The organism is Streptomyces sp. NPDC001530 (assembly GCF_042894545.1).
In the GTDB taxonomy this organism is placed as follows: Bacteria; Actinomycetota; Actinomycetes; order Streptomycetales; family Streptomycetaceae; genus Streptomyces.
Genome location: NZ_JBIAVS010000052.1, coordinates 1 through 24945 on the forward strand (window position 1 = coordinate 1; position 24945 = coordinate 24945).

General features: G+C 70.4%; 23 protein-coding genes. 8 read left to right on the forward strand and 15 right to left on the reverse strand.

All coding sequences use genetic code 11. The features are described 5' to 3' along the window. Positions 1 to 146: 146 nt before the first annotated feature. The 6 genes from ACFY0T_RS48995 to ACFY0T_RS49020 all read right to left on the reverse strand — a co-directional run bounded on the left by ACFY0T_RS48995 (position 147) and on the right by ACFY0T_RS49020 (position 8727). Entirely contained in the window at positions 147 to 917 is a 771-nt protein-coding gene (locus ACFY0T_RS48995) for a group II truncated hemoglobin (RefSeq protein WP_388885392.1), read from the reverse strand. A gap of 108 nt (positions 918 to 1025) precedes the next feature. Then, the gene (locus ACFY0T_RS49000; RefSeq protein ID WP_388885395.1) at positions 1026 to 4376 is read right to left on the reverse strand and encodes a S8 family serine peptidase; all 3351 of its coding nucleotides are present in this window, start codon (positions 4374 to 4376) and stop codon (positions 1026 to 1028) included. A 149-nt stretch (positions 4377 to 4525) separates the two neighbouring features. Further along, positions 4526 to 5209, reverse strand: a complete 684-nt coding sequence (locus tag ACFY0T_RS49005; protein ID WP_388885398.1) for an ABC transporter ATP-binding protein — start codon at positions 5207 to 5209, stop codon at positions 4526 to 4528. Positions 5210 to 5251: 42 nt separating this feature from the next. Next, positions 5252 to 6712 (reverse strand): ABC transporter permease, encoded by a 1461-nt coding sequence (locus ACFY0T_RS49010; protein WP_388885401.1) that lies wholly within the window; start codon positions 6710 to 6712, stop codon positions 5252 to 5254. Between the two features lie 172 nt (positions 6713 to 6884). After that, a complete protein-coding gene (locus ACFY0T_RS49015; RefSeq protein WP_388885404.1) occupies positions 6885 to 8138 on the reverse strand; it encodes an Ig-like domain-containing protein in 1254 nt (417 codons plus the stop codon). Positions 8139 to 8361: 223 nt separating this feature from the next. Further along, positions 8362 to 8727, reverse strand: a complete 366-nt coding sequence (locus ACFY0T_RS49020; protein WP_388885406.1) for a hypothetical protein — start codon at positions 8725 to 8727, stop codon at positions 8362 to 8364. 89 nt (positions 8728 to 8816) lie between these two features. On the opposite strand from ACFY0T_RS49020, the gene ACFY0T_RS49025 reads away from it, so the two are divergent. Both ACFY0T_RS49025 and ACFY0T_RS49030 read left to right on the forward strand, forming a co-directional pair. After that, a complete protein-coding gene (locus tag ACFY0T_RS49025) occupies positions 8817 to 9140 on the forward strand; it encodes a hypothetical protein (RefSeq protein WP_388885409.1) in 324 nt (107 codons plus the stop codon). 37 nt (positions 9141 to 9177) lie between these two features. Further along, positions 9178 to 9927 carry a DUF2625 family protein gene (locus ACFY0T_RS49030; RefSeq protein WP_388885412.1) on the forward strand — a complete coding sequence of 250 codons (750 nt, stop codon included), beginning with the start codon at positions 9178 to 9180 and terminating at the stop codon, positions 9925 to 9927. 112 nt (positions 9928 to 10039) lie between these two features. Here ACFY0T_RS49030 and ACFY0T_RS49035 read toward each other — a convergent pair whose 3' ends face one another. From ACFY0T_RS49035 to ACFY0T_RS49055, 5 genes are all read right to left on the reverse strand, one after another. Then, on the reverse strand, positions 10040 to 11677 hold the full coding sequence (locus ACFY0T_RS49035; protein WP_388885415.1) for a DEAD/DEAH box helicase: 1638 nt from the start codon (positions 11675 to 11677) through the stop codon (positions 10040 to 10042). A gap of 124 nt (positions 11678 to 11801) precedes the next feature. Further along, positions 11802 to 12005 (reverse strand): cold-shock protein, encoded by a 204-nt coding sequence (locus tag ACFY0T_RS49040; protein ID WP_028803001.1) that lies wholly within the window; start codon positions 12003 to 12005, stop codon positions 11802 to 11804. Positions 12006 to 12237: 232 nt separating this feature from the next. Then, positions 12238 to 13776 (reverse strand): histidine ammonia-lyase, encoded by a 1539-nt coding sequence (hutH, locus tag ACFY0T_RS49045; RefSeq protein WP_388885449.1) that lies wholly within the window; start codon positions 13774 to 13776, stop codon positions 12238 to 12240. 131 nt (positions 13777 to 13907) lie between these two features. Then, a complete protein-coding gene (locus ACFY0T_RS49050) occupies positions 13908 to 15062 on the reverse strand; it encodes a diguanylate cyclase domain-containing protein (protein WP_388885419.1) in 1155 nt (384 codons plus the stop codon). 289 nt (positions 15063 to 15351) lie between these two features. Beyond that, the gene (locus ACFY0T_RS49055) at positions 15352 to 16164 is read right to left on the reverse strand and encodes an enoyl-CoA hydratase/isomerase family protein (protein ID WP_388885422.1); all 813 of its coding nucleotides are present in this window, start codon (positions 16162 to 16164) and stop codon (positions 15352 to 15354) included. 411 nt (positions 16165 to 16575) lie between these two features. On the opposite strand from ACFY0T_RS49055, the gene ACFY0T_RS49060 reads away from it, so the two are divergent. After that, positions 16576 to 17373 carry a hypothetical protein gene (locus tag ACFY0T_RS49060; protein ID WP_388885425.1) on the forward strand — a complete coding sequence of 266 codons (798 nt, stop codon included), beginning with the start codon at positions 16576 to 16578 and terminating at the stop codon, positions 17371 to 17373. 18 nt (positions 17374 to 17391) lie between these two features. Here ACFY0T_RS49060 and ACFY0T_RS49065 read toward each other — a convergent pair whose 3' ends face one another. Together ACFY0T_RS49065 and ACFY0T_RS49070 are read right to left on the reverse strand one after the other, a co-directional pair. Continuing rightward, positions 17392 to 18468, reverse strand: coding sequence for an adenylate/guanylate cyclase domain-containing protein (locus ACFY0T_RS49065; protein ID WP_388885452.1), 1077 nt, complete (start codon positions 18466 to 18468; stop codon positions 17392 to 17394). A gap of 478 nt (positions 18469 to 18946) precedes the next feature. Further along, positions 18947 to 19825 (reverse strand): biotin--[acetyl-CoA-carboxylase] ligase, encoded by an 879-nt coding sequence (locus tag ACFY0T_RS49070; RefSeq protein WP_388885428.1) that lies wholly within the window; start codon positions 19823 to 19825, stop codon positions 18947 to 18949. 136 nt (positions 19826 to 19961) lie between these two features. Between ACFY0T_RS49070 and ACFY0T_RS49075 the strand changes: the two genes are divergently transcribed. Both ACFY0T_RS49075 and ACFY0T_RS49080 read left to right on the forward strand, forming a co-directional pair. Further along, complete coding sequence (locus tag ACFY0T_RS49075) at positions 19962 to 21554, forward strand: acyl-CoA carboxylase subunit beta (protein WP_388885431.1); 1593 nt, start codon at positions 19962 to 19964, stop codon at positions 21552 to 21554. A 35-nt stretch (positions 21555 to 21589) separates the two neighbouring features. Then, a complete protein-coding gene (locus ACFY0T_RS49080; RefSeq protein WP_388885434.1) occupies positions 21590 to 21799 on the forward strand; it encodes an acyl-CoA carboxylase epsilon subunit in 210 nt (69 codons plus the stop codon). A gap of 82 nt (positions 21800 to 21881) precedes the next feature. Here ACFY0T_RS49080 and ACFY0T_RS49085 read toward each other — a convergent pair whose 3' ends face one another. Next, positions 21882 to 23045: an SGNH/GDSL hydrolase family protein gene (locus ACFY0T_RS49085; protein WP_388885437.1), complete on the reverse strand. Its 1164-nt coding sequence runs from the start codon at positions 23043 to 23045 to the stop codon at positions 21882 to 21884. Positions 23046 to 23222: 177 nt separating this feature from the next. Here ACFY0T_RS49085 and mmpB point away from each other — a divergent pair, with 177 nt between their 5' ends. Both mmpB and ACFY0T_RS49095 read left to right on the forward strand, forming a co-directional pair. After that, positions 23223 to 23351, forward strand: coding sequence for a morphogenic membrane protein MmpB (gene mmpB, locus ACFY0T_RS49090; RefSeq protein WP_388885440.1), 129 nt, complete (start codon positions 23223 to 23225; stop codon positions 23349 to 23351). Between the two features lie 42 nt (positions 23352 to 23393). Further along, positions 23394 to 24014, forward strand: coding sequence for a Maf family protein (locus tag ACFY0T_RS49095; protein WP_388885443.1), 621 nt, complete (start codon positions 23394 to 23396; stop codon positions 24012 to 24014). On the opposite strand, the gene ACFY0T_RS49100 is transcribed toward ACFY0T_RS49095, so the two are convergent. Then, a complete protein-coding gene (locus ACFY0T_RS49100) occupies positions 24015 to 24506 on the reverse strand; it encodes a hypothetical protein (RefSeq protein ID WP_388885446.1) in 492 nt (163 codons plus the stop codon). It lies immediately after the preceding gene. 355 nt (positions 24507 to 24861) lie between these two features. Here ACFY0T_RS49100 and ACFY0T_RS49105 point away from each other — a divergent pair. Further along, positions 24862 to 24945: biotin carboxylase N-terminal domain-containing protein (locus ACFY0T_RS49105; RefSeq protein ID WP_355335748.1), on the forward strand; the 84-nt coding region annotated here is incomplete at its 3' end.

The following is a 24945-nucleotide window of genomic DNA, read 5'->3' on the forward strand; positions in this document are numbered from 1 at the left end:
GGGGGGGGGGGGGGGGGGGGGCGGGGGCGCCCGCCCCCCCCCCCCCGCCGCGGGGCGCCCCCCCCCCCCCCCGCCCCCGGGGGGGGGGGGGGCGCCCCCCCCCCGGGACGGGACGGGCAGGGGCGGAGGGGGCGAAAACACGCTTCTCACGGCTGGTACGGCGGTGCGGCCCCCCACGTCCACCTGGGTACTGGCTGATCTCCGGGAGGGGTGGCGTTCGGGCCGGAGAAGTAGACGGCCAGCCGTGTGCCCCACTCCGCGTACGCGAGAAACGCGGAGCGGAATTCCGCGTCGGTCGGAAGACCGGCGTCATCCGCCGCGTCCTGCAAGAGGTTCACCCAGCGACGCCGCTGGGCTTCGGTGATCCCCTTCCCCATGTGCTTGGCGACCATGTGCCCATGGCCGCCCTGGGTTTCGGAGTACGCCGGCGGGCCGCCGAAGACCTCGCCGAGCCAGAGGGCGACATGGGCGGCGTGTTCGGGGGCCAGGTCCGCGAAGAGCGGAGCGAGGAGGTCGTCCTTGAGGACCTTGTCGTAGAACACCTCCGTCAGGCGGGCGAAGGCCTCGGCGCCGCCCGCCCAGGCGTAGAGGGTGGGCACGGAGGCGCCCGAGCCCCGTACCGACGTCGGCTTGTAGTGGCGCATCTCCTCGATGTTGCCGATGTAGGGGCGGATCTCCGCGAGGAAGGCGGGGAACAGATCCGACGTGCGGAAGCCCTCCACATGGTCCTTGGTCGACGTCCAGGTGATCCGCAGGACGAAGTGCTCGAAGTCCTCCTCGCAGCGCGCGAGTTCGTAGTCGACGCACTGCGGGGCCGCGGCGAGCTGGGCGGCGGCCCGGGTGTAGGCGGCCAGGAACTCCGCCGACTGTTCTTCGGGAATCCGGTAGCGAATGTATTCGACAGTCGAAGCGGTCATGCCCCCACACAAACACGGACGGCCCGTCGGAAGCTCTCCTTCCGACGGGCCGTCGCGTCGTGTCAGCGTTCAGCGAAAAACGATCACCAGCGCCTCACTACGTCAACGTCACTTTCCGTAGTAGGCGTTGTAGATCGAGATCGTCGACTTGTTCCCCTTCTTGTCGGCGATCTTGGCGTGGAACGAGATGCCCTTGCCCTTCGCCGGGTTCTTGAAGGTGATCTTGCCGTTCCTGACGTCCAGCTTGGTCCATGACTGACCGTAGTCGTACGACACGTACACGGACAGGGACGCGAGGTTGGCGCCCTTGGCCGCGCCCTGGACGGTGACCGGAATGGTGACCTTCTGGTCGGCGGGACCACGGCTGTCCAGGCCGAGGGCCGCGCCGAAGCGGGCCGTGGAGACCGGCAGCTTCGCCGTGTCGACCTTCTTGGAGCGGAACGTCCAGCTCGCGTCGATCCGCGTGGAGGCCGCGGCCACCTTCACGGAACGCTTGATGGACGTGGTCAGCTTGTACGCCGCGTCCGCGTCCGGCACCTTGAACTGCCCGCTGCCATCCAGCGGATCGTCGGTCTCGGCGACCTTGGTGCCGTTGCGGTACAGGGTCGTCTTGACCGAGGTGAAGAGGGACGCCCCGGCGTGCGACTGTCCGTCGGCGAACATCGGCAGATAGCCGCTGATGTACCTGCCGTCGCGGAAGACGCCGTACAGACCGCCGATCTTCGGGCCGAAGACGCCGGTGTTGAACGTCTTCGTGTAGTTCCTGCCCGCCTTGAAGGTCTGCGCGTCCTCCTGGGTGTAGTAGGCGTCGGTGATCGGGTAGCCGTCGGCGTCCTTGCCGCCGAACTGCTCGAAGTCGAAGCTCCACTGGACCTGGTCACCGGTGGACAGGTACAGGGTGCGCGCGCCGGGCAGCTTCTGCTCGACCGAGGTCCCGGCCGAGAAGTCGTTGGGCAGGAAGCCGTACGCGGTGACCGCGCCCGTCTTGCCGGACGCCGAAGCCCCCATGTTCAACTTCAGATGGGCCAGCTCGCTCGCCTTGTAGTGCTTGACGTGCGTGCCCTGCAGCTTGGTGACCTTGCCGCCGGTGAAGATGTCGTACTCGGCGTCGTCGCCCTTGGTCCACGTACCCGACCAGCTCTGGGACAGACCGGAGGAGACCGCCGGGCCGATGTGCGCGACCCGCAGGTCCTGGAAGGAGTCCGCGCCGACTCCGACACCGACGCCCGCGGGCTCGTACATGTACGAGACGAGCGCGGACACGGGCTTGGCCTGAGCGTCCGGCACCGTGATGTCGGCGGACTTGGCCGTGCGCTGGTCGACCGTCACCGAGAGGTTCTTGGTGACGCTCAGCTTGGGCTGGATCAGCCAGTCGAGGCCCCCCTCCAGGGTGTCGACGTCCTTCACGAGCTGGGAGCTCAGGATGTAGTTGCCCTTGGGCACCCGGATGGTCTCGGTGGCCCCGGTGCCCTGCGAGAAGAAGTACCGGCCGTTGGCGAGCCCCGAGAAGGCGGCGAGGCTGGTGAGGTGGGTGGGCTGCTGCCCGTCCCGCACGAGGTACTTCAGCTTGACGTCGTACGACTCCACCTCGCGCTGCACCGCCGCGGCGGTCCGCACGGACTGGCCGCCGCCCGTGGCCGTCACGTACGCCGCGTACGCGCCGTCCGTGGTGCCGCCCAGCTTGGTGTTGACGGTGACGTCCACCGAGGCCTTGCCGCCCGCCGGGACCTTGACCGTCTTGGCGCCGAGCTTGAAGAAGCCCGCGGGAGCCGCCTGCCCCTTGGGGTTGGTGGCGGTCGCCGTGAGGGTCAGGGTGACGTCGGTCTTGCCGAGGTTGCGGTAGGTGAGCTTCTTGGTCACCGGCTTGTCGTCGGTGTGCGGCCACTGCTGGACGCCGAAGCTCACCGCGTTCGGGTCGGCGAGCACGGACTGCTTGATCGCCTTGTCGACGGCGATCCGGCCCGAACCCTGCTGGAACGGCGTGTACTTACCGCCCTTGGCGGAGCCGGTCAGCGCGCTCTTGAGCTCGGCGAACGTCCAGGTGGGGTGTTCCTGCTTGAGGATCGCCGCCGCGCCCGCGACATGCGGGGTCGCCATCGACGTACCGGAGATCGTCAGATAGCCCGAGGGCTTCTCGCCGACTTCCTTGTCGATGAGGCTGCCCGGGGCCGCGGCCGCCGTGATGTCCACGCCGGGTGCGGTCACGTCGGGCTTGATGGCGCCGTCGAGTCCGGGGCCGCGGCTGGAGAAGTCGGCCAGCTTGTCCTTGTCGTCGACCGCGCCGACGGTGAGCGCGTCGGCCGCGCTGCCCGGGGAGCCGATGGTCTGCTCGCCGAAGTCGCCGTCGTTGCCGGCGGCGATCGCGAAGAGGATGCCCTTCTCCTCGGAGAGCTTGTTGACCTCGGCCTCGAGCGGATCGATCTCCGGGGTGTCGCCGCCGCCGAGGCTCAGGTTGACGACGTCGGCGCCCTGTTCGGCCGCCCACTCCATGCCCGCGAGGATGGAGGAGTCGTCTCCGTAGCCGTCGTCGCTGAGGACCTTGCCGCTCAGGATCTTCGCGCCGGGCGCGACCCCCTTGTACTTGCCGCCCGACTTCGCGCCCGTGCCCGCCGCGATCGAGGCGACGTGCGTGCCGTGGCCGAACTTGTCGGTCGCGTCGGCGGACGTGGAGAAGTTCTTGGCCGCGATCACCTGGTCCTTGAGGTCCGGGTGGGTGGCGTCGACACCCGTGTCCAGTACGGCGATCTTGACGCCCTTGCCGTTGTAACCGGCCGCCCACGCCTTCGGGGCGCCGATCTGCGGCACCGACTTGTCGAGGCTCGCCTTGCGCACGCCGTCCAGCCAGACATGCGCGATACCGGAGGCGGCGGCGCCCTTGTCCGTGACCGCGTTCCACAGCTCGGCCGCGTCCTGCTGCGGGGTGAGCACCGCGTCCGCGTTCAGGGACTTCAGGGTCCGGCGGAGCGTGCCCGCCTCGCGGACGTCGGCCTTGGCGGCCGTCGCGGCTCCCTTGTAGCCGACGATCAGCTTCAGACCCCGCTTCTGCGTGTTGCGGGACTTGCTGAGCTCGGTGACGTCGAAGAGCCGCTGGTCGAGCTTGCCGGTGGCTATCAGGCGCTGGGCGTCGATCGGCACCACGAGTGTGTGGCCGTCCGCCTTGCGGATCGTCACGGGTATGTGGGCGCGGCCCTTGGCCCGTTCGAAGCCGACGACGCGGCCCTTGGCGTCGACGGCCACTCGGTCACCGGTGATGAGGGTGATGTGGTGCTTGGCCGTCAGCTTGCCCTGCCGGGCCGCGGAAGCGCTGCTCGCGTGCTCTGCCTTCGCCGACGCCGGGCTGGTCATTCCCGCCGCCAGGGCCACGGCTGCCGCCGTGGCGATCGTCGCCGCGCACGCTCTTTTCACTTGTCTGCGCAAGTCTCCCCCTGGAGATGTGGTCCGGATGAAATCCCCATTCATCCGGCCGGGGGAGGTCCCGTACGCATGCGCGTACACCCCCCGGAATACGCAGTATGCCCGGGGGGTGAGGGGGCGCCAATAGTGAGGTGGCAGTAAAGAGTTGACGGAGTTGCTCCGCTACGCTGCCGCGCTCCCCCTTTTGTGCTCCTTTATGCTCCCGCGTTCTCCTTGACAGTGATCCTGCCCTTGCGGATCGTCGCAAGCCGCGGGGCCTTCTTCGCGATCGCGGAATCGTGCGTGACCATGATGAAAGTGAGCCCGTGCTCCTTCCACATGGCTTCCAGTACGTCCATGATCTCGTCGCGCATGGACTCGTCGAGGTTTCCGGTGGGTTCGTCGGCGAGCAGTACCTTCGGCTGTTTGACCAGGGCGCGGGCGATCGCGACGCGCTGCTGCTGGCCGCCGGACAGCTCGGCGGGCAGATGCCCGAGCCGCTCGGCCAGGCCCACCGACTCCAGTGCCGCGGCGGCTCGTTCGCGCCGCTCCTTGGTCTTCACACCGAGGGGTACGAGGGCGGTTTCCACGTTCTCCTGCGCGGTGAGCGTGGGAATCAGGTTGAAGCTCTGAAAGACGAAACCGATGTTTTCGCTGCGCACCTTGGTGAGCTTCGCCTCGGAAAGCTTCGCCATGTCCGTGCCGTCGAGTCCGACACTGCCCGCGGTGGGGCGGTCGAGCCCGCCGAGCATCTGGAGAAGGGTGGATTTTCCGCCACCGGTGGGGCCCTGGATGACAAGCCGGTCGCCGTCCCCGATGGTGAGGTCGATTCCGGCGAGCGCGTCGACCGTTTCCTTGCCCCGCGTATAGCGCTTGGTGACGCCTCTGAGTTCGTACATGGTGCAACTCCTGGGATACGTGCGTACGTAGGGGGGCGGGGCTTATTCGACGCGGCGCAGGGCATCCGCGGGCCGCAGCCGGGAGGCGCGCCAGCCGCCGAAGGCGCCCGCGATCAGACCGCCGGTGACCGCGAGGGCGACCGCGACGACGATGGTGTTGAGGCTGACGGGCGCGGTGAGCGCGACGTCGAGGGCCTTGGAAGCGGTCTGCCGGGCGGGACCGCCGAAGCCACCGCCGCCGGGACCGCCGCCCGGGCCACCGCCCGAACTGCCGACCTGCGCCTGCAGGGTGGGGCTGATCTCGGTGACGACATAGGCGCCCGCGAGGCCGAGCGCGATACCGAGGGCGCCGCCGACCAGACCGTTGACGATGGCCTCACCGACGACCTGGCGGGTGACCCGGCCCGACTTCCAGCCGAGCGCCTTGAGGGTGCCGAACTCGCGCACCCGGCGGGAGACGGCCGAGGAGGTCAGCAGACCGGCGACCAGGAAGGCGGCCACGAGCACCGCGATGGACAGCCACTTGCCGACGTTCGAGGCGAGGCTGGAGGCGGTCGACAGGGAGCCGGAGACGGTGTCGGCGAGGTCGGCGGAGGTGGTGACCGTCGTACCCGAGATGTTCTTCTGGATGGTGCTCTTGACGCTGCTGATCTGCTGCGAGTCGGACGCCTTGACGTAGATCGTGGTGACCTTGTCCTTGGAGTCGCTGAGCGTCTGCGCCTGCTTGAGCGGGATGTAGAGGTTGGCCGCCGCGTCGCCGCTGTCCGGCGTCGCGATGCCGATGACCTTGTACTTGACGCTCTTGATGGTGACGGTGCTGCCGACCTTGAGCTTCTTCTCCTTGGCGTAGGACTTGTCGGCGACGACGACCTTGGCGTTGGTCTCGGACGTCTTGAACGTACGACCGCTGGTGATCTTCGACGAGGTCAGCGGGCCGAGGGCCGGCTTGGTGACGTCGGTGCCGTAGACCGAGTAGTTGTTGACGTCGAAGTCGGCGCCGCCGCCCTCGACGCGGCCCTGCGGGGACGGCTGGGCGCCCGGGCCCCCGCCCTGCTGGTTGCCACCGCCGTTCTGGTCCTGCTGGAACTGACCCCGCGTGAACTGGCCGTTGACCCGGATGACTTGGAGGCTCAGCCCGCCGACGGAGTCCGCGACGCCCTTCTGGGAGTCGACCTTGGCGACGGTCGAGGCGGCCAGGGTCTGGAAGCCCTGGACCATGACGCGGTCGCTGCTCTGCTCCGCGTCGGAGTCGCTGTCCCGGGCGTCGAAGTTGAAGCGCGGGCGGTCACTGCTGCTCGCCGCGGGCGCCGCCGCCTTGGTGACCGTCATGTCCGTACCCAGTCCGTACAGCGACTGGAGGACCTTGCCCTGCGCCCTCTCCATGCCCGAGGAGACGGAGCTGACCACGATGACCAGGGCGATGCCCAGGGCGAGTCCGGAGGCGACGACGAGGGCCGCCTTTCTGCGGCGGCGCAGTTCGCGCCTCAGGTAGGTGAAGAACATGGGCCGCAAGCTAGGTACGGCGCGTGATGATGGGATAAGGCCGAAATAAGAGAACGATGAGAAGACTGTGGCGGGGCGGGAGTTCACCTGTGCGCCGTCACAGAAGCCTGTGGAAACGCGAGGGCGGCGGCAACCCGTGGGGGTTGCCGCCGCCTCGGCGGGTTCAGGTCCCTCAGACGGCCGAGCCGGCCTTCCAGGCCGCCCAGTCCAGGTTCCAGCCGTTGAGGCCGTTGTCGGGGGCGACGGTCTTGTCGCCGGTGTTCTTCACGACCACGACGTCACCGATCAGCGAGTGGTTGTAGAACCACGCGGCGGGGGTGTTCGGGTCACCCGCACCCTTGGTGTCGGAGAGGCCGACACAGCCGTGGCTGGTGTTCACCGCGCCGAAGATGGACTTGGCGCCCCAGTAGTTGCCGTGCACGAAGGTGCCGGAGTTCGACAGGCGCATGGCGTGGGGTACGTCCTTGATGTCGTACTCGCCCTTGCCGTCGTCGTCGGTGAAGCCGACCGTCGCGCCGTTCATCCGGGTCTCCTTGAACTTCTCGGAGATCACCATCTGGCCTTCGTACGTCGTGTTCTCCGGGGAGCCCGCGGAGATCGGGATGGTCTTGATGACCTTGCCGTCCTGGGTGACCTTCATCGTCTTGGTCTGGGCGTCGACGATGGAGACCTGGTTGCGGCCGACCTTGAAGGTGACCGTCTTCTGCTGCACGCCGTACACGCCGCTCGCGCCCTCGACGCCGTCGAGGTTGAGCTTGAGGGTGACGGTGGAGCCGCCGGTCCAGTAGTCCTCGGGGCGGAAGTCCAGGCGGTTGGCGTTGAACCAGTGGCCGACGACCTCCTGGCCGCTGCTGGAGGAGACGGTGATCCCCTTCTGCACCGCGGCCTTGTTCGTGATCGCCTTGTTGAAGTTGATCGAGACCGGCATGCCGACGCCGACGGTGGAGCCGTCCTCAGGCGTGAAGTTGCCTATGAAGCTGTTGGCCGGGGAGACCGTGGTGAACGACGCGTTCTCGTGGGCGGCGCGGCCCTCGGAGTCCTTGGCCTCGGCGGTGACCTTGTACGTGGTGGCCCGCTCGAGCTGGACGGAGGGCTTCCAGCTCTTCTTGTCGGCGGATATCTGACCGGCGACGGCGGTGCCGGACGCGGTCTGCATGGTGACGGACGTGAGCGTGCCCTTGCTCACGGTGACCGCGGCGGCGTTGTTGATGGAGGCGTTGTCGGAGCCGTCCTTGGGTGTGATCTTGATCTGGGCCTCGGAGGTCTTCTTGGCTGCCGCCTCGTCGACCTTGGCCTGCGACGTGCCGTCGCCGCCGTCCGATGCGCTGGCCTTGTCGCCGCCTCCGCTGCACGCAGAGAGCACCAGCACCCCGCCGAGCAGTGCGGACGCGGTCATCAGACGCTTGCGCCGCTTACTGTTCGTCATCACACGCTTCTCCATCGTTGCCGAATCCCCAAAAGACACGAGAGCCCCGTAAGAACAATCAACGCTACGACCGGTTCGTCCCGTTCCACACCCCTGGGATGTGTGGGGCACACCACGTCCAGCCAAGTGGACCGAGTGGTGCGGAGGTGGTCAGTGCGTCTGCTGAGACGAGGAAACCCCGGGCGGCGGTTGCCGCCCGGGGTCACGATTTCCCCAAGGCGTGTCAGCCGACTCCGACTTCTTCGTCGTCCTCGTCGTCATCATCCTCGTCGAGGTCCCAATCCGGCGAATCGGGGTCGTAGTCAATGGGCTCGCTGCTCCAGGAGGCCTGGGCGAGTTCGATCCCGGGCACCTCGCTGACCAGGTCGAACGGATCCACGAGATACGCGAGGGCTTCGGCAGTGTCTTCCGTCACTGCGCTCTCGGCGTGCGTGCGCTCGTCGGCCGGCATCCCGGCGTCGCCGGCGATGCGGCGCAGCGCGGCCTTGGTGACGGCGTCGGCGTCGTCGACTTCCAGCACCAGTTCGACACGAAGCCGTACAAACTGTGATGTCTCAGGAGTACTCATGGGACGGAGCGTACGACCCATGGGTTGCGCGACTTTCCCACGACCCGCGCCTTTCATTAGCATCGCCCCACACGGCCAATTCGCCAGCGCCACAAGGGGATCGATATTTCGTGTCCGCCGCACGTCGATCGTTGTTGACCGCCACCGCCGCGGGGACCCTTCTGGGAGCCCTGTGGTTCGTCCCGTCCGCCAACGCGACCCAGGACGAACCCACGCCAAGCGTCTCGGCGTCAACATCCGCGACGACGACCACCAACGCGGTGCCGACGTCAACGGAGTCGAGCACGGAGTCGGGTGAAGGGGAGCACACCCAGCTCGCCGACACCGGAAGCGTCGACACGACGCCGTACGTCGTCGGCGGCACCCTCTTCCTCGGCCTGGGCGCCGCATTCATCACCTATTCGGTGCGCCGCGAGCGCACGACGGCCTACTGAGCACGGTGCTCCGGCCCGGACAACCCACAGGGAAGCCATGCGAGACCTGACCGAGCTGACCGATGTCGAGGAACCTTCCTGGCCGGTCCTGTCCGAGGCACTCGCCACCAGCGGGGTGTCCATGGACGTACTGCCCGGCGACCCGGCACAGGGCCGCGCCACGCTACTCCAACTGCAGATCACCGCCCGCTCCTGGCTGGGCGGGATGGTGCTCAACTGCGGCGGCGTGGTGCTGGACAGCGGCTGGCTGCGGATCTACGGCAGCCCGGGCGCCGGTACGTCGACGGGGATACCGGGTGCGGTGACGGGGCTGCCCAGTCTCGCCCAGGTCAATGACTTCCCCAGGCAGTTCGATCCGTCCTGGCGGCCCTTCAACGGGCTCGTCGTCGGCCACGACGTGCTGGGCGGGGTCTTCGTCATGAACGGGCCCGACCCGGAGGCGGCGGGCCGTCCCGGACGGCCCGGCGAGATCGTGTACTTCGCGCCGGACTCCCTGCGCTGGGATTCCCTCGAAGTGGGGCACGCGGCCTGGCTCACCTGGCTGCTCACCGAGGGCACGGAGCAGTTCTACGACACGCTGCGGTGGCCCGGCTGGCGTGCGGAGTCCGGTGCGCTGACCGGCAGGCAGGGGCTGTCCGTCGTGCCCTTCCTCTGGTCGGCGGAGGCCCGCCGGGATCTGATGTCGACCAGTCGGCGTGCGGTGCCGCTGGCCGAAATCCTCAGCCTCCACCGGGACTTCGCCCTGAAGCTCGACTCGGTCGATCCGGGGTTCTTGGGCAACGTCTGACGGTCCGGGTGTAACGCGGCCGTTGGGAATCTGCCGGTAGTTCGTGGCCGGTCGCGCAGTTCCCCGCGCCCCTTTCGGGGCGCGGTACACCCGCGGCGGTCACCGGTTCCGCCTACGCGGCCCTGCGTCCGCCACCGCCCTGGCCGCCACGTTCCGTGCGGCGCTGCGGGGCGCGCCCGCGGCCGCCCGAGCGGGCGGCACCCGCACCGCCGCCGGTGTCGGTACGGCGGCTGGTGGCACCCCCGTTGCCGCCGCTACGGCGGCCGGTGGCCGTGCCGCCCGCCGCGCCCCCCGCACCGGTACCCGAGGGACGCCGGGCCCCTCCTCCGGTCGCGCGCCGGGACTTGGGCCGCTGCTTCGGCTGCTCGGCGGGCTGGGGCACCTCGATGACCACCGGCACTCCGGAGGGCTCGCGGGCGCCGGTGAGGCGGGCCAGCTCCTCGTCGCTGGACTTGATGCGGGCGGTGCGCGGGGTGATGCCAGCGTCCGCCATCAGCCGGGTCATCTCGCGCTTCTGCTCGGGCAGTACGAGGGTGACGACGCTGCCGGACTCCCCGGCGCGGGCGGTGCGGCCGCCGCGGTGGAGGTAGTCCTTGTGGTCGGTCGGCGGGTCCACGTTGACCACGAGGTCGAGGTCGTCGATGTGGATGCCGCGGGCCGCCACGTTGGTGGCGACGAGCGCGGTGACCTGACCGTTCTTGAACTGGTCGAGGGTGCGGTTGCGCTGCGGCTGGCTGCGTCCGCCGTGCAGCGCGGAGGCCCGTACGCCGTTGGCGAGGAGCCGCTTGGTGAAGCGGTCGGCGCCGCGCTTGGTGTCGACGAAGAGGATGACCCGGCCGTCGCGCGCCGCGATCCGCAGGGCGACGGCCTTCTTGTCGGTCTCGTCGACGACGTGCAGCACGTGGTGCTCCATGGTGGTCACCGCGCCCGCGGACGGGTCGACGGAGTGCACCACGGGGTCGTTGAGGAACATCCGGACGAGCCGGTCGATGTTCTTGTCGAGCGTCGCCGAGAACAGCAGCCGCTGACCGCCCGGTTCGACCTGCTGGAGCAGCGCGGTGACCTGCGGCATGAAGCCCATGTCGGCCATCTGGTCGGCCTCGTCGAGGACGGTGATGGCGACCTGCCCGAGGGCGCAGTCGCCGCGCTCGATGAGGTCCTTGAGCCGCCCCGGAGTGGCCACAAGGACCTCGGCACCGCGGCGCAGCGCACCGGCCTGCCTGCTGATCGACATACCGCCGACGGCCGTGGCCACGCGCAGGTTCACGGCGGTCGCGTACGGCGTCAGCGCATCGTTGACCTGCTGCGCGAGCTCACGCGTGGGGACCAGGACCAGCGCGAGCGGCTTCTTCGCCTCGGCCCGGCGCCCTGCCGTACGCGCCAGCAGAGCGAGCCCGAAGGCGAGCGTCTTGCCGGAGCCGGTGCGGCCCCGGCCGAGGACGTCGCGCCCGGCAAGGGAGTTGGGCAGGGTCGCGCCCTGGATCGGGAAGGGCTCGGTGACGCCCTGGGCCGTGAGGGTCTTGGTCAGCGCGGCGGGCATGTCCAGCGCGTCGAAGGACTCGACGGCGGGCAGTGCGGGCGTGATCGTCTCGGGCAGGGAGAACTCCTGCGGCGGGGCGACCTTGCGGGCACCGCTCTTGCCGACGCCCCGGCCGGTGTTGCGGCCCGCGTTCCTCGCGGAGCCACTTGCCTGGGCGCCGCCACGTGCATTCGCCGGCCGCTTACGGACGGGACGTTCGGATCGAGTCATGCTGGATCTGGATTTCCTTCCTGGGCCCACGGACTGCACGCACAGCACTCACTGCACTCACAGCGCGAGCCGGGACCCGCACCCGAAGGTGCGGGTCCCGGCTCTGGAAAAGCGCGTCCCCGAATCAGGCGGGGATGATGTTCTCCGCCTGCAGGCCCTTCTGGCCCTGCGCGACGTCGAACGAGACCTTCTGGCCCTCCAGCAGCTCACGGAAGCCGGAGCTGGCGATGTTGGAGTAGTGGGCGAAGACGTCGGGGCCGCCGCCGTCCTGCTCGATGAAGCCGAAGCCCTTTTCCGAGTTGAACCACTTCACGGTGCCTGTAGCCATTGTTTTCTCCTGAATAGGTAGGGGCCCCATCCGGAGATGCACCGGGAAAAGCCGGAGATGCCGGTAAAACAAAACGCGCCTGCGGAGGATTCCGATCAGGCGCACAAAGTAAATGGGTACCAAAAACGTATCAACGAGACCGTAGCACACCCTGGGGCACACGGGCGACGCCGTTGTGTGTGAGCCGGGGCACCCCCGGCCCGCACACAACGGACGACCGCGCTCAGGACTACTACGCCAGCGGACCCGTCACCGGCTCCACCGCCGCCACCACATGACCGCCGCGCACGAACGCGTCCGCCGCCTCCAGGTCGGGGGCGAGGAAGCGGTCCGGGCCGGGGCCCTGGACACCGGCCGCGCGGACGGCGTCGATGACCGCCTGCGACGCCGGGGCGGGGGTCAGGCCCTCGCGCAGCTCGATCGCGCGGGTGGCGGCGTACAGCTCGATCGCGACGATCCGGGTCAGGTTGTCCACGGCCGTCCGCAGCTTGCGCGCCGCCGACCAGCCCATGGAGACGTGGTCCTCCTGCATCGCGGAGGACGGGATGGAGTCCGCGGACGCCGGTACGGCCAGCCGCTTCATCTCGCTGACCAGCGCGGCCTGCGTGTACTGGGCGATCATCAGGCCGGAGTCGACACCGGCGTCGTCCGCGAGGAACGGCGGCAGGCCGTGCGAGCGGTTCTTGTCGAGGAGCCGGTCGGTGCGGCGCTCGGCGATGGACCCGAGGTCAGCGGCTGCTATGGCGAGGAAGTCGAGGACGTACGCGACCGGGGCGCCGTGGAAGTTGCCGTTCGACTCGACGCGGCCGTCGGGCAGCACGACCGGGTTGTCGACGGCGGAGGCGAGCTCGCGCTCGGCGACCGTGCGGGCGTGCGCGAGGGTGTCGCGGCCGGCGCCCGCGACCTGCGGGGCGCAGCGCACGGAGTAGGCGTCCTGGACGCGCGGCGCACCGTCCTGGTGGTGTCCGGTGAGGCCCGAACCCTTCAGCACGGCCAGCATGTTGGCGGCCGAGGCGCTCTGCCCGGGGTGCGGGCGGATGGCATGCAGCTCGGGCGCGAGGACCTTGTCCGTGCCGAGCAGCGCTTCCAGCGAGAGGGCGGCCGTCACATCGGCGGACTTGTAGAGCGTCTCCAGGTCGGCGAGGGCCATGACCAGCATGCCGAGCATGCCGTCGGTGCCGTTGAGGAGGGCGAGGCCTTCCTTCTCGCGCAGTTCGACGGGCGCGATGCCGGCCTCGGCGAGGAGCTCAGCGGCCGGTCGCACGACGCCGTCGGGGCCCTCGGCGTCGCCCTCGCCCATGAGCGTGAGCGCGCAGTGGGACAGCGGCGCCAGGTCGCCGGAGCAGCCGAGCGAGCCGTACTCGTGGACGACCGGGGTGATCCCGGCGTTGAGGATGTCCGCCATGGTCTGCGCGACCTCGGGCCGCACGCCCGTGTGCCCCGAGCAGACGGTCTTGAGTCGCAGGAACATCAGCGCGCGGACCACCTCGCGCTCGACGCGCGGGCCCATCCCGGCGGCGTGCGAGCGGACGATGTTGCGCTGCAGCTGGGCGCGCAGCTCCGGGCTGATGTGCCGGGTCGCGAGGGCGCCGAAACCGGTGGAGACGCCGTAGACGGGCTCCGGCTTGGCCGCCAGCGCGTCCACGATCTCGCGGGCCGCGGCGAGGGCCGCCACCGCCTCGTCGGAGAGCTCGATCCGGGCGCCGTGGCGCGCCACGGCGAGAACGTCGGACGCGGTCACCCCGGACGTCCCCACCACCACAGTGTGCATATCCATATTCAGGAGCGTACGCAGTGAATTCGATGATGTCACTAGTGGGTGGCCGGTTTACCCCTTACTTCGACGTACGTCACAGGGCGGCGGGACGACCCCTTCGGATCCAGGCGTACGCGGCGAGCCCGTCACGGGCGGGGCTCGTGACGCCCACGGAAGCGACGGCGCTCCCCCGCCTCTTCCCGGGACGGAGCGTCAGCGAGGCGTACGACGGGATCGTCGGGACCCTCGCGCCCGGCGATGACGGGCTTGGCCGCACGTACGGCCTTCGCACGGTACTGGGCGGCGTCGGCCAGCCGGAAGAGCCGCCGTGCCGAGGACACGGACCCGATCGGATCCTCGGTCGAGGCGACCCCGCACGCCACCCCTTCCCCCAGCTCCAACTCGGCGGCGCGGCGGCAGAGTTCGTCGGCGACACGGACGACCTCGTCCGCCGCCGGGCCCACCGCGAGCAGGCAGAACTCGTCACCGCCGAGACGGGCGGCGAGCGTGCCCGGAAGCATGGCCCCGCACAGGGACAGCACCGACCCGAACCGCTCGAGGAGCCGGTCGCCGACCGCGTGCCCACGGGTGTCGTTCACCCGCTTGAGCCCGTTGAGGTCGCAGACGACGAGGCTGACGACGACCCCGTCCCCCTTGTGCCGCTCGACGGCCTCGTCGAGGCGTACGTCCACGGCGCGGCGGTTGGCGAGCCCGGTCAGGGCGTCGGTGAACGCCAGCCGCCGGGCCTCCTCCAGGCGCTCGGTCTGGGCGATCCCGGCCGCGACGACCGAGGCGAGGACGGTGGCGAAGTCGGCGTCGGCCCGCTCGAAGACGGGCGCGCCGAACGGGCGGGCCACATACAGTTCACCCCACGCCCGGCCGTGCAGCACGATCGGGGCGACGACGCAGCAGGCGCGACCGCGTCGGCGCAGGGCGGCCACGCGCTGGTGGCAGTACCCGGCGGGACCCCCCGCCGGGCCGTCGGCCGTCTCCACCCAGGCGTTGGGTCCGCCGCCCCCCGCCCAGCGTTCGTGCAGGAACTCGGTGATCTCCGGGAACTGGTGCACGGGGTAGGCCTCCCCGTCCGGGAACTCGACCTCGTCCTCGGCCCGCTCCCCCACGTTGACGAGCACCCGCAGCCGGCCGAGTTCGCGCTCCCACACGGAGAGCGCGGCGAAGCTTCCGGCCAGCGCGTGGCACGCGCCGAGCGCTGCGGCTCGCCACGACTCGCGCGGGGTGTGCGCCGCCGCCATCCCCTGCGCCAGCGCCACCACGGCCCTTAGCCGTCTGTCCTCACCCATCACTCCAGGCTAGGTAAAACTGTGGCATTTAGGGACATTGATACGGCGAACAGGGGTCCGGGGTGGTCGCCGCGTTGGGTTTTTCGCCCCCTCCGCCCCTACCCCTCCCGACCTGGGGCTCCGCCCCAGACCCCGCTCCTCAAACGCCGGAGGGGCTATTTTTCAGCCCGTCCGGCGTTTGAGGACGAGGCCGTCAAGGCCGATAGGGGGTCCAGGGGGCGGAGCCCCTTGGCGGGGTCTGGGGCGCAGCCCCAGGGGACGGGAATGGGTAGGGGCGGCGGGGGCGACATCACTCCCCCGGCCACTCCGGCGGACGCTTCTCGTTGAACGCCGCCACACCCTCCGCCCGGTCCCCGGAAAACGCGACAGAGCGCCAGGCCGCGTCCTCGACCTCCAGCCCCGCCCGGAGATCAAGCCCCTGACCAAGCCTCAGCGCACGCTTGGCGGCACGCAGCCCCACGGGCGAGTTCGCGGCGATGCGGGCGGCAAGGGCGAGGGCCTCCGCCCTGTCCTGCCCCGCGTCCACCAACTCGTCCACGAGCCCCAACTCCCGCGCCTCCGCCGCCTCCAGACGCCGCGCCGAGAAGATGAGCTCGGCCGCACGGGCCGCACCGACCCGGCGGGGCAGCAGCTGCGTACCGCCCCCTCCGGGGATCACCCCGACGGACACCTCGGGCAGCCCGAGGACCGCCGTACGGTCGGCCACGATCAGGTCGCACGACAGCGCCAGCTCGAACCCACCGCCCAAGGCGAAGCCGTGCACGGCGGCGACAGTCGGCATCGGCAGCTCCAGGACACCGGTGTACGCGGCCCGCGCGACCGGCCGCTGCCGCACCAGGTCGGCGTCGGTGAAGGAGTTGCGCTCCTTCAGGTCGGCGCCGACGCAGAAGGCGCGCTCATGAGTGGAGGTGAGGACGACCACGCGTACGTCGCGGTCACCGGCGAGCGCCTCGCAGGCACCGGTGATCGACCGGGCCATGTCCGTGGACACGGCGTTCATGGCCTTGGGCCGGTCGAGGGCGAGCTCCGCGACGTACGCGTGCCGCCGTACGACGACGAACTCCCCGAACCGCCGCTCGTCCCCTCGCTCCTGCTCCGCCATGACACCCTCCCGGTTAACGCGGGTTAACTACCGACGCCCCGATCATCGCAGCCGTCGCCGCCCGACGAAACCCACCCCCTTCGCGGGCATCTCCCCGTTCGAGTGACATCCCGCCCAACTCCCGCCCGCCAACCCCAAACCGCACATATCCTGCGCACCGCCACGGCGCATTGGGGGGCGCGGGCACATTGGGGAGGGACGACCATGACGAATCGAGAGACAACGCAGGCCACGAAGCCCCGGTCGGAACCGCGACGCACACCCCCAGGGGCGTGGCCGACGCCCCCCGGGACGGCGGACGGCACCTCGGCGCATCCCACACCGGACCACAGCGAGACGACTGGGCGCGCGGGCGAACGCGGTGCGCCGGTCGGCCCCGCGAGAGACGGCAGCGCATCAGGCCGCCCCGCGGTGACCGCTTCGTCGGGCGACGGCGCCGAGCGGGCGCCCGGGCTCGTCGAAGCGGAACCCGCCGGGCGCAAGCCCGCGCTCCCCGTGACGGAACCCGCCGGGCAGAAGCCCGCGCTCCCCGTAACGGAACCCGCCGAGCGGGCGCCCGCGCTCGCCGAAACGGGACCCGCCGACCCGGCCCCCGCTCCCCTCTGGCTGCGCCCCGTCCGGGGGCGGCACCGTAGGCCCCGGCCGCGGCGGGTGCTCTTCGTCGTGGGTGGACTCGCGCTCGCCGCGGGGGTGTTGAGCTTTGTTCGGATGACGCCGGAGTCGGTGATCGGGGGTGGAGGGAGCGCGGAGGCCGAGCCGACGGGGGCAGCAACCGCTACGGACACGGCGGGCAACGCCGTCACCACCGTCGAGGCCGTGCCCTCCGCACACCCCGTGACGGCCACGGCGACCACCGTGATGGGTGGGTCGAGCGCGACACCCACCTCGGGCGTGAGCGTCGTACCGACACTGTCACCCACGACGCCGACGTCGATCCCGTCACCGCACGGAAGCGCCCCCGCGACCGACACGCCGGACACCACCGGCATTCCCACCGCGCCCTTGACGACACCACCCCCGGCCGCGACCACTCCCACCACCCCGCGGCCCGCCCCCAGCGCGACCACGACCACCCACGCCCCGGCCCCGCAGCCCGAGCCGTCGGGCGTGTGCGTGCCGATCGTCGGGATCTGCGTGAACGGTCTGGCGGCGCCGATCGGTCCCCGTCAGGGCCCCCTCCCGGACGCCGCCCGCTGGAACGCCCGCTAGAACGCCGTCAGGACCCCGTCAGGACTCGGCGTCCCGGCGGGCGAGCAGCCACGGTTCGATCACGCCGAGGCCACGCACCGGGCGCTGCCACATCGGCTGGAGGGCGAAGCGGTAGGAAGGCGGTTCCTCGCCCTCCTTCTCGGCGGCGGCCGCGGCCTCGGCGGCCTCCGCCTCGGAGGCGGGCGCGTCGCCGGTGTGGATGAGTTCCTCCGCGAAGGCGCCGTCCACCAGGACCGCGTCGCGCGGCGCTATCGACGTGAGGCGGCTCGCGAGGTTCACGGTGGTGCCGAAGACATCACCCATCCGTGTGGTCACCGTGCCGAAGGCGATGCCGACGCGCAGCTCCGGCATCGTCTCGTCGTTCGCCATCGTCTCGATGAGGCGCAGCGCGATCTCGGCGGCGATGCCGGCGTCGTCGGCGGCGTACAGCACCTCGTCGCCGAGCGTCTTGATGAGCCGCCCGCCGTGCGCGGCGACCAGATCGGCGGCGGTCGTCTCGAAGGCCTCGACGAGTTCGCCGAGCTCCTCCTCCTCCATGCGGCGGGTCAGCCGCGTGAACCCGACGAGGTCGGCGAAGCCGACGGCGAGGCGCCGGTCGACCATCTCCTCGTCGTCGGCGGTCTGGATGACCCGGCCGGCCGAGGCGGCGAGCTGGCGCCGCCAGACGTAGACGAGGAACTCCTCCAGCTCGGGCAGGAGCAGCTCGACGATCGGGTACGTCACCTCGGTGCGCGTCATCCCCGGCTCGGGCGGCTCGGTCAGCCCCTCCAGGAAGGAGTCCATCTGCCACTCGGCCAGCCGGGCGGTGGTCTGCCCGGTGGACCGGGCCACCTGCACTGCCATCGCCTCGCTGAGCAGTCCCGCCTCGACGAGGCCGGAGAGCCGGCGCAGCGCGAGCACGTCGGCCTCCGTGAGCGCCTTGGCCTGCCCGATGTCGGCGAAGCCCATCGCCCGCCAGAAGCGGGTGGCCAGCTCAACGGAGACGCCCGCGCTGCGGGCCGCCTGGAAGGGGGTGTAGCGGCGCTCGGCACCGAGGATGAGCCCCTCCAGGCGCAGCGCCAGCGGGTCGCCTCCGGAGTCGGCGTCCGGGTGCATGTCCACGCGACCGTTCGCGTCGGACCGGGGGTCGGTCCGTGCGTCCGAACGGGCATGGGCCCGGGTGTCCGAGCGTCCTTCGGCCGGTGCTTCGGTCCGTGCGGGGGACGCGTCGGTGGCCGACCCGGCGGTACGGCCCGGCTCGCCGTCGGGGGCGGGGTGGGCACCCGTGTCGGAGCCGGTGTCGTCGACGGTCACGCCTGCTGCCCTTCCGATCTGCCGCGGTCAGGTATCGACCGCGCTCAACTCTACGGCAGGTGTGCGCTGGCTCACTCCCGACGCCGTGGCTGAGCTCCGCCGCAGCCCCGGCTCCTCAAACACCGGAGGGGCTGAATCTTTCGACGGACGGGGCTGGAATGTTTCAGCCCGTCCGGCGTTTGAGGACGAGCGCGTCAGCGCGATAGGGGGGTCTGGGGGGCGAAGCCCCCCAGATACGGGATGGGTAGGGGCGGAGGGGGCGAAAAAGCCCACCCCGCGCCTACGCCGACCGCAGATGGACCACATCCCCCGCCCCCACCGGCTCCTGCACACCCGCCTCGGTAGCGATGACCAGGCGCCCATCCCCGTCCACGGCCACCGCCTCCCCGGTGATCGACCGCCCCCCGGGCAACTCGGCCCGGACGGAGCGGCCGAGCGTCGCGCAGCCGGCGGCGTACGTCTCCTGGAGGCCGGACGCGGCAGGGTCGCCCCCGGCGCCGCGCCAGCGCTCGTACCACTGCTCCAGGGAGCGGAGCACGGCCCGCAGGACGGTGTCACGGTCCGTGCTCACCGCGCCGGCCAGCGCGAGCGAGCCGGCCCCGGGCACGGGAAGTTCGTCCTCGCGGAGCGTGACGTTGATGCCGATGCCGATCACCACCGCGTCGGCGCCCGCCCGCTCCGCGAGGATGCCCCCGGCCTTCCGCTCCTCGTCACCGACAGTCACCATCAGGTCATTGGGCCACTTGAGTGCCGTATCGACGCCGGCCGCCCGCGAGAGGCCTGTCGCGACGGCGACGCCGGTGAGCAGCGGCAGCCAGCCCCAGCGCTCGACGGGGACCTGGGTGGGCCGCAGCAGCACGGAGAAGAAGAGGCCCGAGCGGGCGGGCGCCGTCCAGTGGCGGTCCAGGCGGCCGCGTCCGGCGTTCTGTTCCTCGGCGACGAGGACGAGCCCCTCGTCCGCCTTCTCCTCCGTGGCGAGGGCGACGAGGTCGGAGTTGGTGGACCCGGTGCGCTGGACCACCCGGACATCGCGCCACAGCCCGTCGTCGCGGACCAGCGCCCGGCGCAGGGAGGCCCCGTTCAGCGGCGGACGGTCCAGGTCGGACCACCGATTGTCGTTCGCGTTGTCGTTCGCGTCTGATGCATCTCGCGGCGTCATGCAACCCACCCTAGGTGTGGTAAACGCCGCACTGCCGAACCGTAGGCACCCCACTACGCTACGGATGAGTAGCAAGCCCCCCTTCTGAGCACCTCACCCTCACGTCCCCCTAGAGCAGGCAGGGAGCCGCATCCCGATGTCCGAGCCGGAAGAGCTGCAACACCCCGATATCCACACCACCGCGGGCAAGCTCGCGGACTTGCAGCGCCGCATCCAAGAGGCGACGCATGCCGGCTCGGAGCGCGCCGTCGAAAAGCAGCACGCCAAGGGCAAGTTGACGGCCCGTGAGCGGATCGAGCTGCTGATGGACGAGGGTTCGTTCGTCGAGTTCGACGAGTTCGCCCGGCACCGGTCGACCGACTTCGGGCTGGAGAAGAACCGCCCGTACGGCGACGGCGTCGTCACGGGCTACGGGATGGTCGACGGACGGCCCGTCGCCGTGTTCTCGCAGGACTTCACCGTCTTCGGCGGCGCCCTCGGCGAGGTCTTCGGCCAGAAGATCATGAAGGTGATGGACTTCGCGCTGAAGACCGGCTGTCCGGTCATCGGCATCAACGACTCCGGCGGCGCCCGCATCCAGGAGGGCGTCAGCGCGCTCGGCATGTACGGCGAGATCTTCCGCCGGAACACGCACGCGTCGGGTGTCATCCCCCAGATCAGCCTGGTCGTCGGCCCGTGCGCCGGTGGCGCCGTCTACTCCCCGGCCATCACCGACTTCACGATCATGGTCGACCAGACCTCGCACATGTTCATCACCGGCCCGGACGTCATCAAGACGGTCACCGGCGAGGACGTCGGCTTCGAGGAGCTCGGCGGCGCGCGCACGCACAACGCGGTGTCGGGCGTCGCCCACCACATGGCGGGCGACGAGAAGGACGCCATCGACTACGTCAAGCAGCTGCTGTCGTACCTGCCGTCCAACAACCTCAGCGAGCCCCCGGTGTTCCCGGAGGAGGCTGACCTCGCCCTCACCGACGAGGACCGCGAGCTGGACACGATCGTGCCGGACAGCGCGAACCAGCCGTACGACATGCACGCGGTGATCGAGCACATCCTGGACGACTCCGAGTTCTTCGAGACGCAGCCGCTGTTCGCGCCGAACATCCTCACCGGCTTCGGCCGGGTGGAGGGCCACCCCGTCGGCATCGTCGCCAACCAGCCGATGCAGTTCGCCGGCTGCCTCGACATCGACGCCTCCGAAAAGGCCGCGCGGTTCGTGCGGACCTGCGACGCCTTCAACGTCCCCGTGATCACCTTCGTGGACGTGCCCGGCTTCCTGCCCGGCGTCGACCAGGAGCACACCGGCATCATCCGCCGCGGCGCCAAGCTGATCTACGCGTACGCGGAAGCCACCGTGCCGCTGATCACCGTGATCACGCGCAAGGCCTTCGGCGGTGCCTACGACGTCATGGGCTCCAAGCACCTGGGCGCCGACCTGAACCTCGCCTGGCCGACCGCCCAGATCGCCGTCATGGGCGCGCAGGGCGCGGTGAACATCCTGCACCGCCGCACCATCGCGGCCGCCGAGGACCAGGAGGCGACCCGGGCCCGCCTGATCCAGGAGTACGAGGACACGCTGCTGAACCCGTACACGGCGGCCGAGCGCGGCTACATCGACGGCGTGATCATGCCGTCCCAGACCCGCTCCCACGTCGTACGCGGTCTGCGTCAGCTGCGCACCAAGCGGGAATCACTCCCTCCGAAGAAGCACGGCAACATCCCCCTGTAGACCCCTGTGGACCCGGATCATTCTTGGGAGCAGACATGACGATCAAGGTCGTACGGGGCAATCCGACCCCCGAGGAGCTGGCCGCCGCCCTGGCGGTGGTCAGGGTGCGCGCCGCGGCGGCGGCCCCCGCCCCGTCCGGCGCGCCCGGGACCCGGGACTCCTGGTCCGACCCGGCCCGCATCGCCGCACACCGGCTGCCCCAGCCGGGCCCGACGGCGTGGACCCGCACGTACTGGCCCGGCTAGCCAGAGGGCCCCGACAGGGGCGCGGGGCTGTGACATATGCGGCTCCGCCGCGTGGGCGCGCCCAGCCACCAGCAACCCGCACCTACGAACGGCCGGCAGTTCCCATCCCGTCCTCCAAGCGGAGCGCCACGGCTTCGGCCATCACCGCGTACCCGGCGTCGTTCGGGTGCAGGTGATCGCCGAAGTCGTACGCCGGGTGCAGCCGGTCCGGGTCGGCCGGGTCGGCCAGGGCGCGGTTCAGGTCCACCACCGCGTCCCACTCCCCAGAGCCGCGGATCCACTCGTTCACCTCGTGGCTCACCTTCGCGGCGTGCTCGCCCCAGTGGTCGGAGCCGCCGAAGGGCAGCAGGGTGGAGCCGATCACCCGTAGCCCCCGTCCCCGCGCCTGCCGTATCAACTCCCGGTAGCCGTCGATGAGTTCGTCGGCCTCGACGACCGGTGCGGGCTTGTACGTCGGCTGTTCGTCCGTTTCGCTGAAGCCGATGTCGTTCAGGCCCTGGAGCACGACGAGCGCCTCCACGCCCGGGTGGTCGAGGACGTCGCGCCCGAGGCGGTGGACGCCCTTCTCGCCGTACCAGGCGGAGTCGCCCAGCAGCAGATTCCCGCCGATGCCCGCGTTGAGGACGGGCCGGCCGGTGCGTTCGGCGAGCGCGTCGGACCAGCGGCGGTTGGCGCCCGGGGTCGAGCCGAAGCCGTCGGTGATGGAGTCCCCGAAGAGCGCGACGGCGTCCGTACGGCCGCCCGCGTCGACCTCGACGGCCGACAGGAAGTACCAGGACTCGGTCGCCTCGGCGAAGCCCTGGCCCTCGATGTCGTCGAGGCGGTTCCCGGCACCCCGGTAGCTCGTCGCGAAGGCCTGCGCGTGGAAGGTCGCGGGCCCGGTGACGGTGTCGAGGTGAAGGGTGACGGTCACCGACTCCAGGGATTCCAGGGCGAGTTCGACGGGATCGCTGACAACGAGTCCGCGCGCCGGGATCTCGACCGAGGCGGCCCCCGCGAAGGTGAGCCGCCGCACCGAGCCCGCCTCGACGGCGGCCCCTTCGCCCGTACGGGCCACGGTGGCGCCCGCGATCCGCAGCGGCGAGGTGCTGTACGCGTGGGAGAGCCGGACGCGGATCCGGTCGCCGCCCGCGGTGAGGCGAACGACCTGGCGCAGCGACTGGCGCCAGAAGCCCTCCCGCGACCAGTTGGGGGTGAAGCCCTCGCTGGGGAGCTGGGGCGATGCGGTCCAGGCGGTGGTGAACACGGCAGTTCCCTCCCGAAGGTCCCCCACTAAAGGGGACCGGAGTTCCTTTAGTAATGCCCACGACCGTAGCAGGCACTCAGCCGCTAAAGAAATCCCAGACCCGTTTACACGGGGCGTACGTAAGTTGAGTACGCGTACTCAGGCGCCCGGGTCCGTCGCCGTCGCACGATCGAAGACATGCTGTGGTCCGACCCGGAGAACGAGCCCCCGAAGGAACTCCGCGACATGCAGGTCATGTTGCGGCGCCTGGGCGTTCTCATGGCGCTGGCCATGGTGCTCGCGATGATCGTCATCGGCATCGGATGACCGTGCTCAGCATCGGGTGAAGTACGCCGATACCCTGACCGCATGACCGATCAGCCGCGCCGCCGCCTCGTGCTCGCCTCGCAGTCCCCCGCCCGGCTCAACCTGCTGCGGCAGGCCGGACTCGACCCCGAGGTGATCGTGAGCGGGGTCGACGAGGACGCCGTGACCGCGCCCACCCCTGCCGAACTCGCGCTCGCACTGGCCGAGGCGAAGGCCTCCGTCGTGGCGGCGAAGCCCGAGGTCCAGGGCGCGCTGGTGATCGGCTGCGACTCGGTGCTCGAGCTGGACGGCGAGGCGCTCGGCAAGCCCGCGGACGCCGAGGAGGCCACCGCCCGCTGGAAGTCGATGCGCGGCCGGGCCGGGACCCTCCAGACGGGCCACTGCATCTACGACACGGCGGCCAAGCGCTACGCCTCCGGGACCGCGTCCACCGTGGTCCACTTCGGCGAGCCGACCGACGCCGAGATCGCCGCGTACGTCGCCTCGGGCGAACCGCTCTATGTGGCGGGCGCGTTCACCCTCGACGGCCGCTCGGCCCCGTTCATCGACGGCATCGACGGCGACCACGGCAACGTCATCGGGATCTCGCTGCCGCTGGTGCGCCACCTGCTGGCCGAACTGGGCATCGGCATCACGGAGTTGTGGACGCCCGGGGAGAAGTGATCAGGAGGCCGACGGGGCGGGCGGAGCGGTGACCGGCGCTCCGCCTCCGTTGTCGCCGTTCTTGCCGTCCTCGGGGGCGGCGTCGGCCGGGCCGGCGGCCTCCCGGCGGTCGTACGCCATGAGGGTGAACACGATCAGCGCGAGCACCACCATCATGAAGGCGAAGGCGCCCCAGCCCACCAGGCCCACCGTGAACGCGCCGAGCAGGCCGTGCACGACGGCGGAACTGATGAGCAGGATGCGGCCGAAGAGGCCCGGGGCACGGTCGCGGAGGGCGACCAGCAGGGCGGCGAGGCCGCAGGCCGCGAAGTAGAGGCCGAAGACCAGGCCGCCGACCTTCGAGGACACGGACATCATGTCCGAGTCGAGGCCGGCCAGGGACATGTCCTGGCGGTCGACGACGACGCCGAGGAACCAGTTCAGCAGCCCGATGCCGATCGCCTCCACGAAGAGCACGATCGCCGCCACCCACGCCACCGGTCTGCGCACCACCGGTCCCCACCCACTTCCGTGTGCTGTTACCCCAAGTACGTTCCGTACATCCCGAACGCTACTAACGGGTAAACCCCCGGACAAGGGTTCTGCCGAGGGCAAAGAATCGTTGGGCCATTCGTAGGGACTCCACAAAGAAACGTTGTGGGCCGCAGCACGGAGTCACAGAGACCTTGACCACATCGGAGGGCTAGGGTTCAGGGAAGGATTCCTGCGTGCCGGGGTGCGACAAGGGAATTCGCGGATCGGGCGAGCCTCGCATCACGCTCCGTGTGGGCAAGCTCACCACTGGGGACGGGTCGAAAGGTCGTGTCGGCAGTCCCTAAACTCGGCTTGTTTCAAGGAGGGAGCCATCGTGCGCAAGGTGCTCATCGCCAACCGTGGCGAAATCGCTGTCCGCGTGGCCCGGGCGTGCCGGGATGCCGGGATCGCGAGCGTT

Coding starts and splice junctions, on each gene's coding strand:
- ACFY0T_RS49095 (WP_388885443.1), top strand. CDS start 23,394: ATGACCGATCAGCCGCGCCGCCGCCTCGTGCTCGCCTCGCAGTCCCCC.
- ACFY0T_RS49000 (WP_388885395.1), bottom strand. CDS start 4,376: ATGAATGGGGATTTCATCCGGACCACATCTCCAGGGGGAGACTTGCGC.
- mmpB (WP_388885440.1), top strand. CDS start 23,223: ATGCTGTGGTCCGACCCGGAGAACGAGCCCCCGAAGGAACTCCGCGAC.
- ACFY0T_RS49020 (WP_388885406.1), bottom strand. CDS start 8,727: ATGGGTCGTACGCTCCGTCCCATGAGTACTCCTGAGACATCACAGTTT.
- ACFY0T_RS48995 (WP_388885392.1), bottom strand. CDS start 917: ATGACCGCTTCGACTGTCGAATACATTCGCTACCGGATTCCCGAAGAA.
- ACFY0T_RS49080 (WP_388885434.1), top strand. CDS start 21,590: ATGACGATCAAGGTCGTACGGGGCAATCCGACCCCCGAGGAGCTGGCC.
- ACFY0T_RS49005 (WP_388885398.1), bottom strand. CDS start 5,209: ATGTACGAACTCAGAGGCGTCACCAAGCGCTATACGCGGGGCAAGGAA.
- ACFY0T_RS49015 (WP_388885404.1), bottom strand. CDS start 8,138: ATGACGAACAGTAAGCGGCGCAAGCGTCTGATGACCGCGTCCGCACTG.
- hutH (WP_388885449.1), bottom strand. CDS start 13,776: ATGCACACTGTGGTGGTGGGGACGTCCGGGGTGACCGCGTCCGACGTT.
- ACFY0T_RS49010 (WP_388885401.1), bottom strand. CDS start 6,712: ATGTTCTTCACCTACCTGAGGCGCGAACTGCGCCGCCGCAGAAAGGCG.
- ACFY0T_RS49065 (WP_388885452.1), bottom strand. CDS start 18,468: ATGCACCCGGACGCCGACTCCGGAGGCGACCCGCTGGCGCTGCGCCTG.
- ACFY0T_RS49030 (WP_388885412.1), top strand. CDS start 9,178: ATGCGAGACCTGACCGAGCTGACCGATGTCGAGGAACCTTCCTGGCCG.
- ACFY0T_RS49070 (WP_388885428.1), bottom strand. CDS start 19,825: ATGACGCCGCGAGATGCATCAGACGCGAACGACAACGCGAACGACAAT.
- ACFY0T_RS49035 (WP_388885415.1), bottom strand. CDS start 11,677: ATGACTCGATCCGAACGTCCCGTCCGTAAGCGGCCGGCGAATGCACGT.
- ACFY0T_RS49075 (WP_388885431.1), top strand. CDS start 19,962: ATGTCCGAGCCGGAAGAGCTGCAACACCCCGATATCCACACCACCGCG.
- ACFY0T_RS49055 (WP_388885422.1), bottom strand. CDS start 16,164: ATGGCGGAGCAGGAGCGAGGGGACGAGCGGCGGTTCGGGGAGTTCGTC.
- ACFY0T_RS49050 (WP_388885419.1), bottom strand. CDS start 15,062: ATGGGTGAGGACAGACGGCTAAGGGCCGTGGTGGCGCTGGCGCAGGGG.
- ACFY0T_RS49040 (WP_028803001.1), bottom strand. CDS start 12,005: ATGGCTACAGGCACCGTGAAGTGGTTCAACTCGGAAAAGGGCTTCGGC.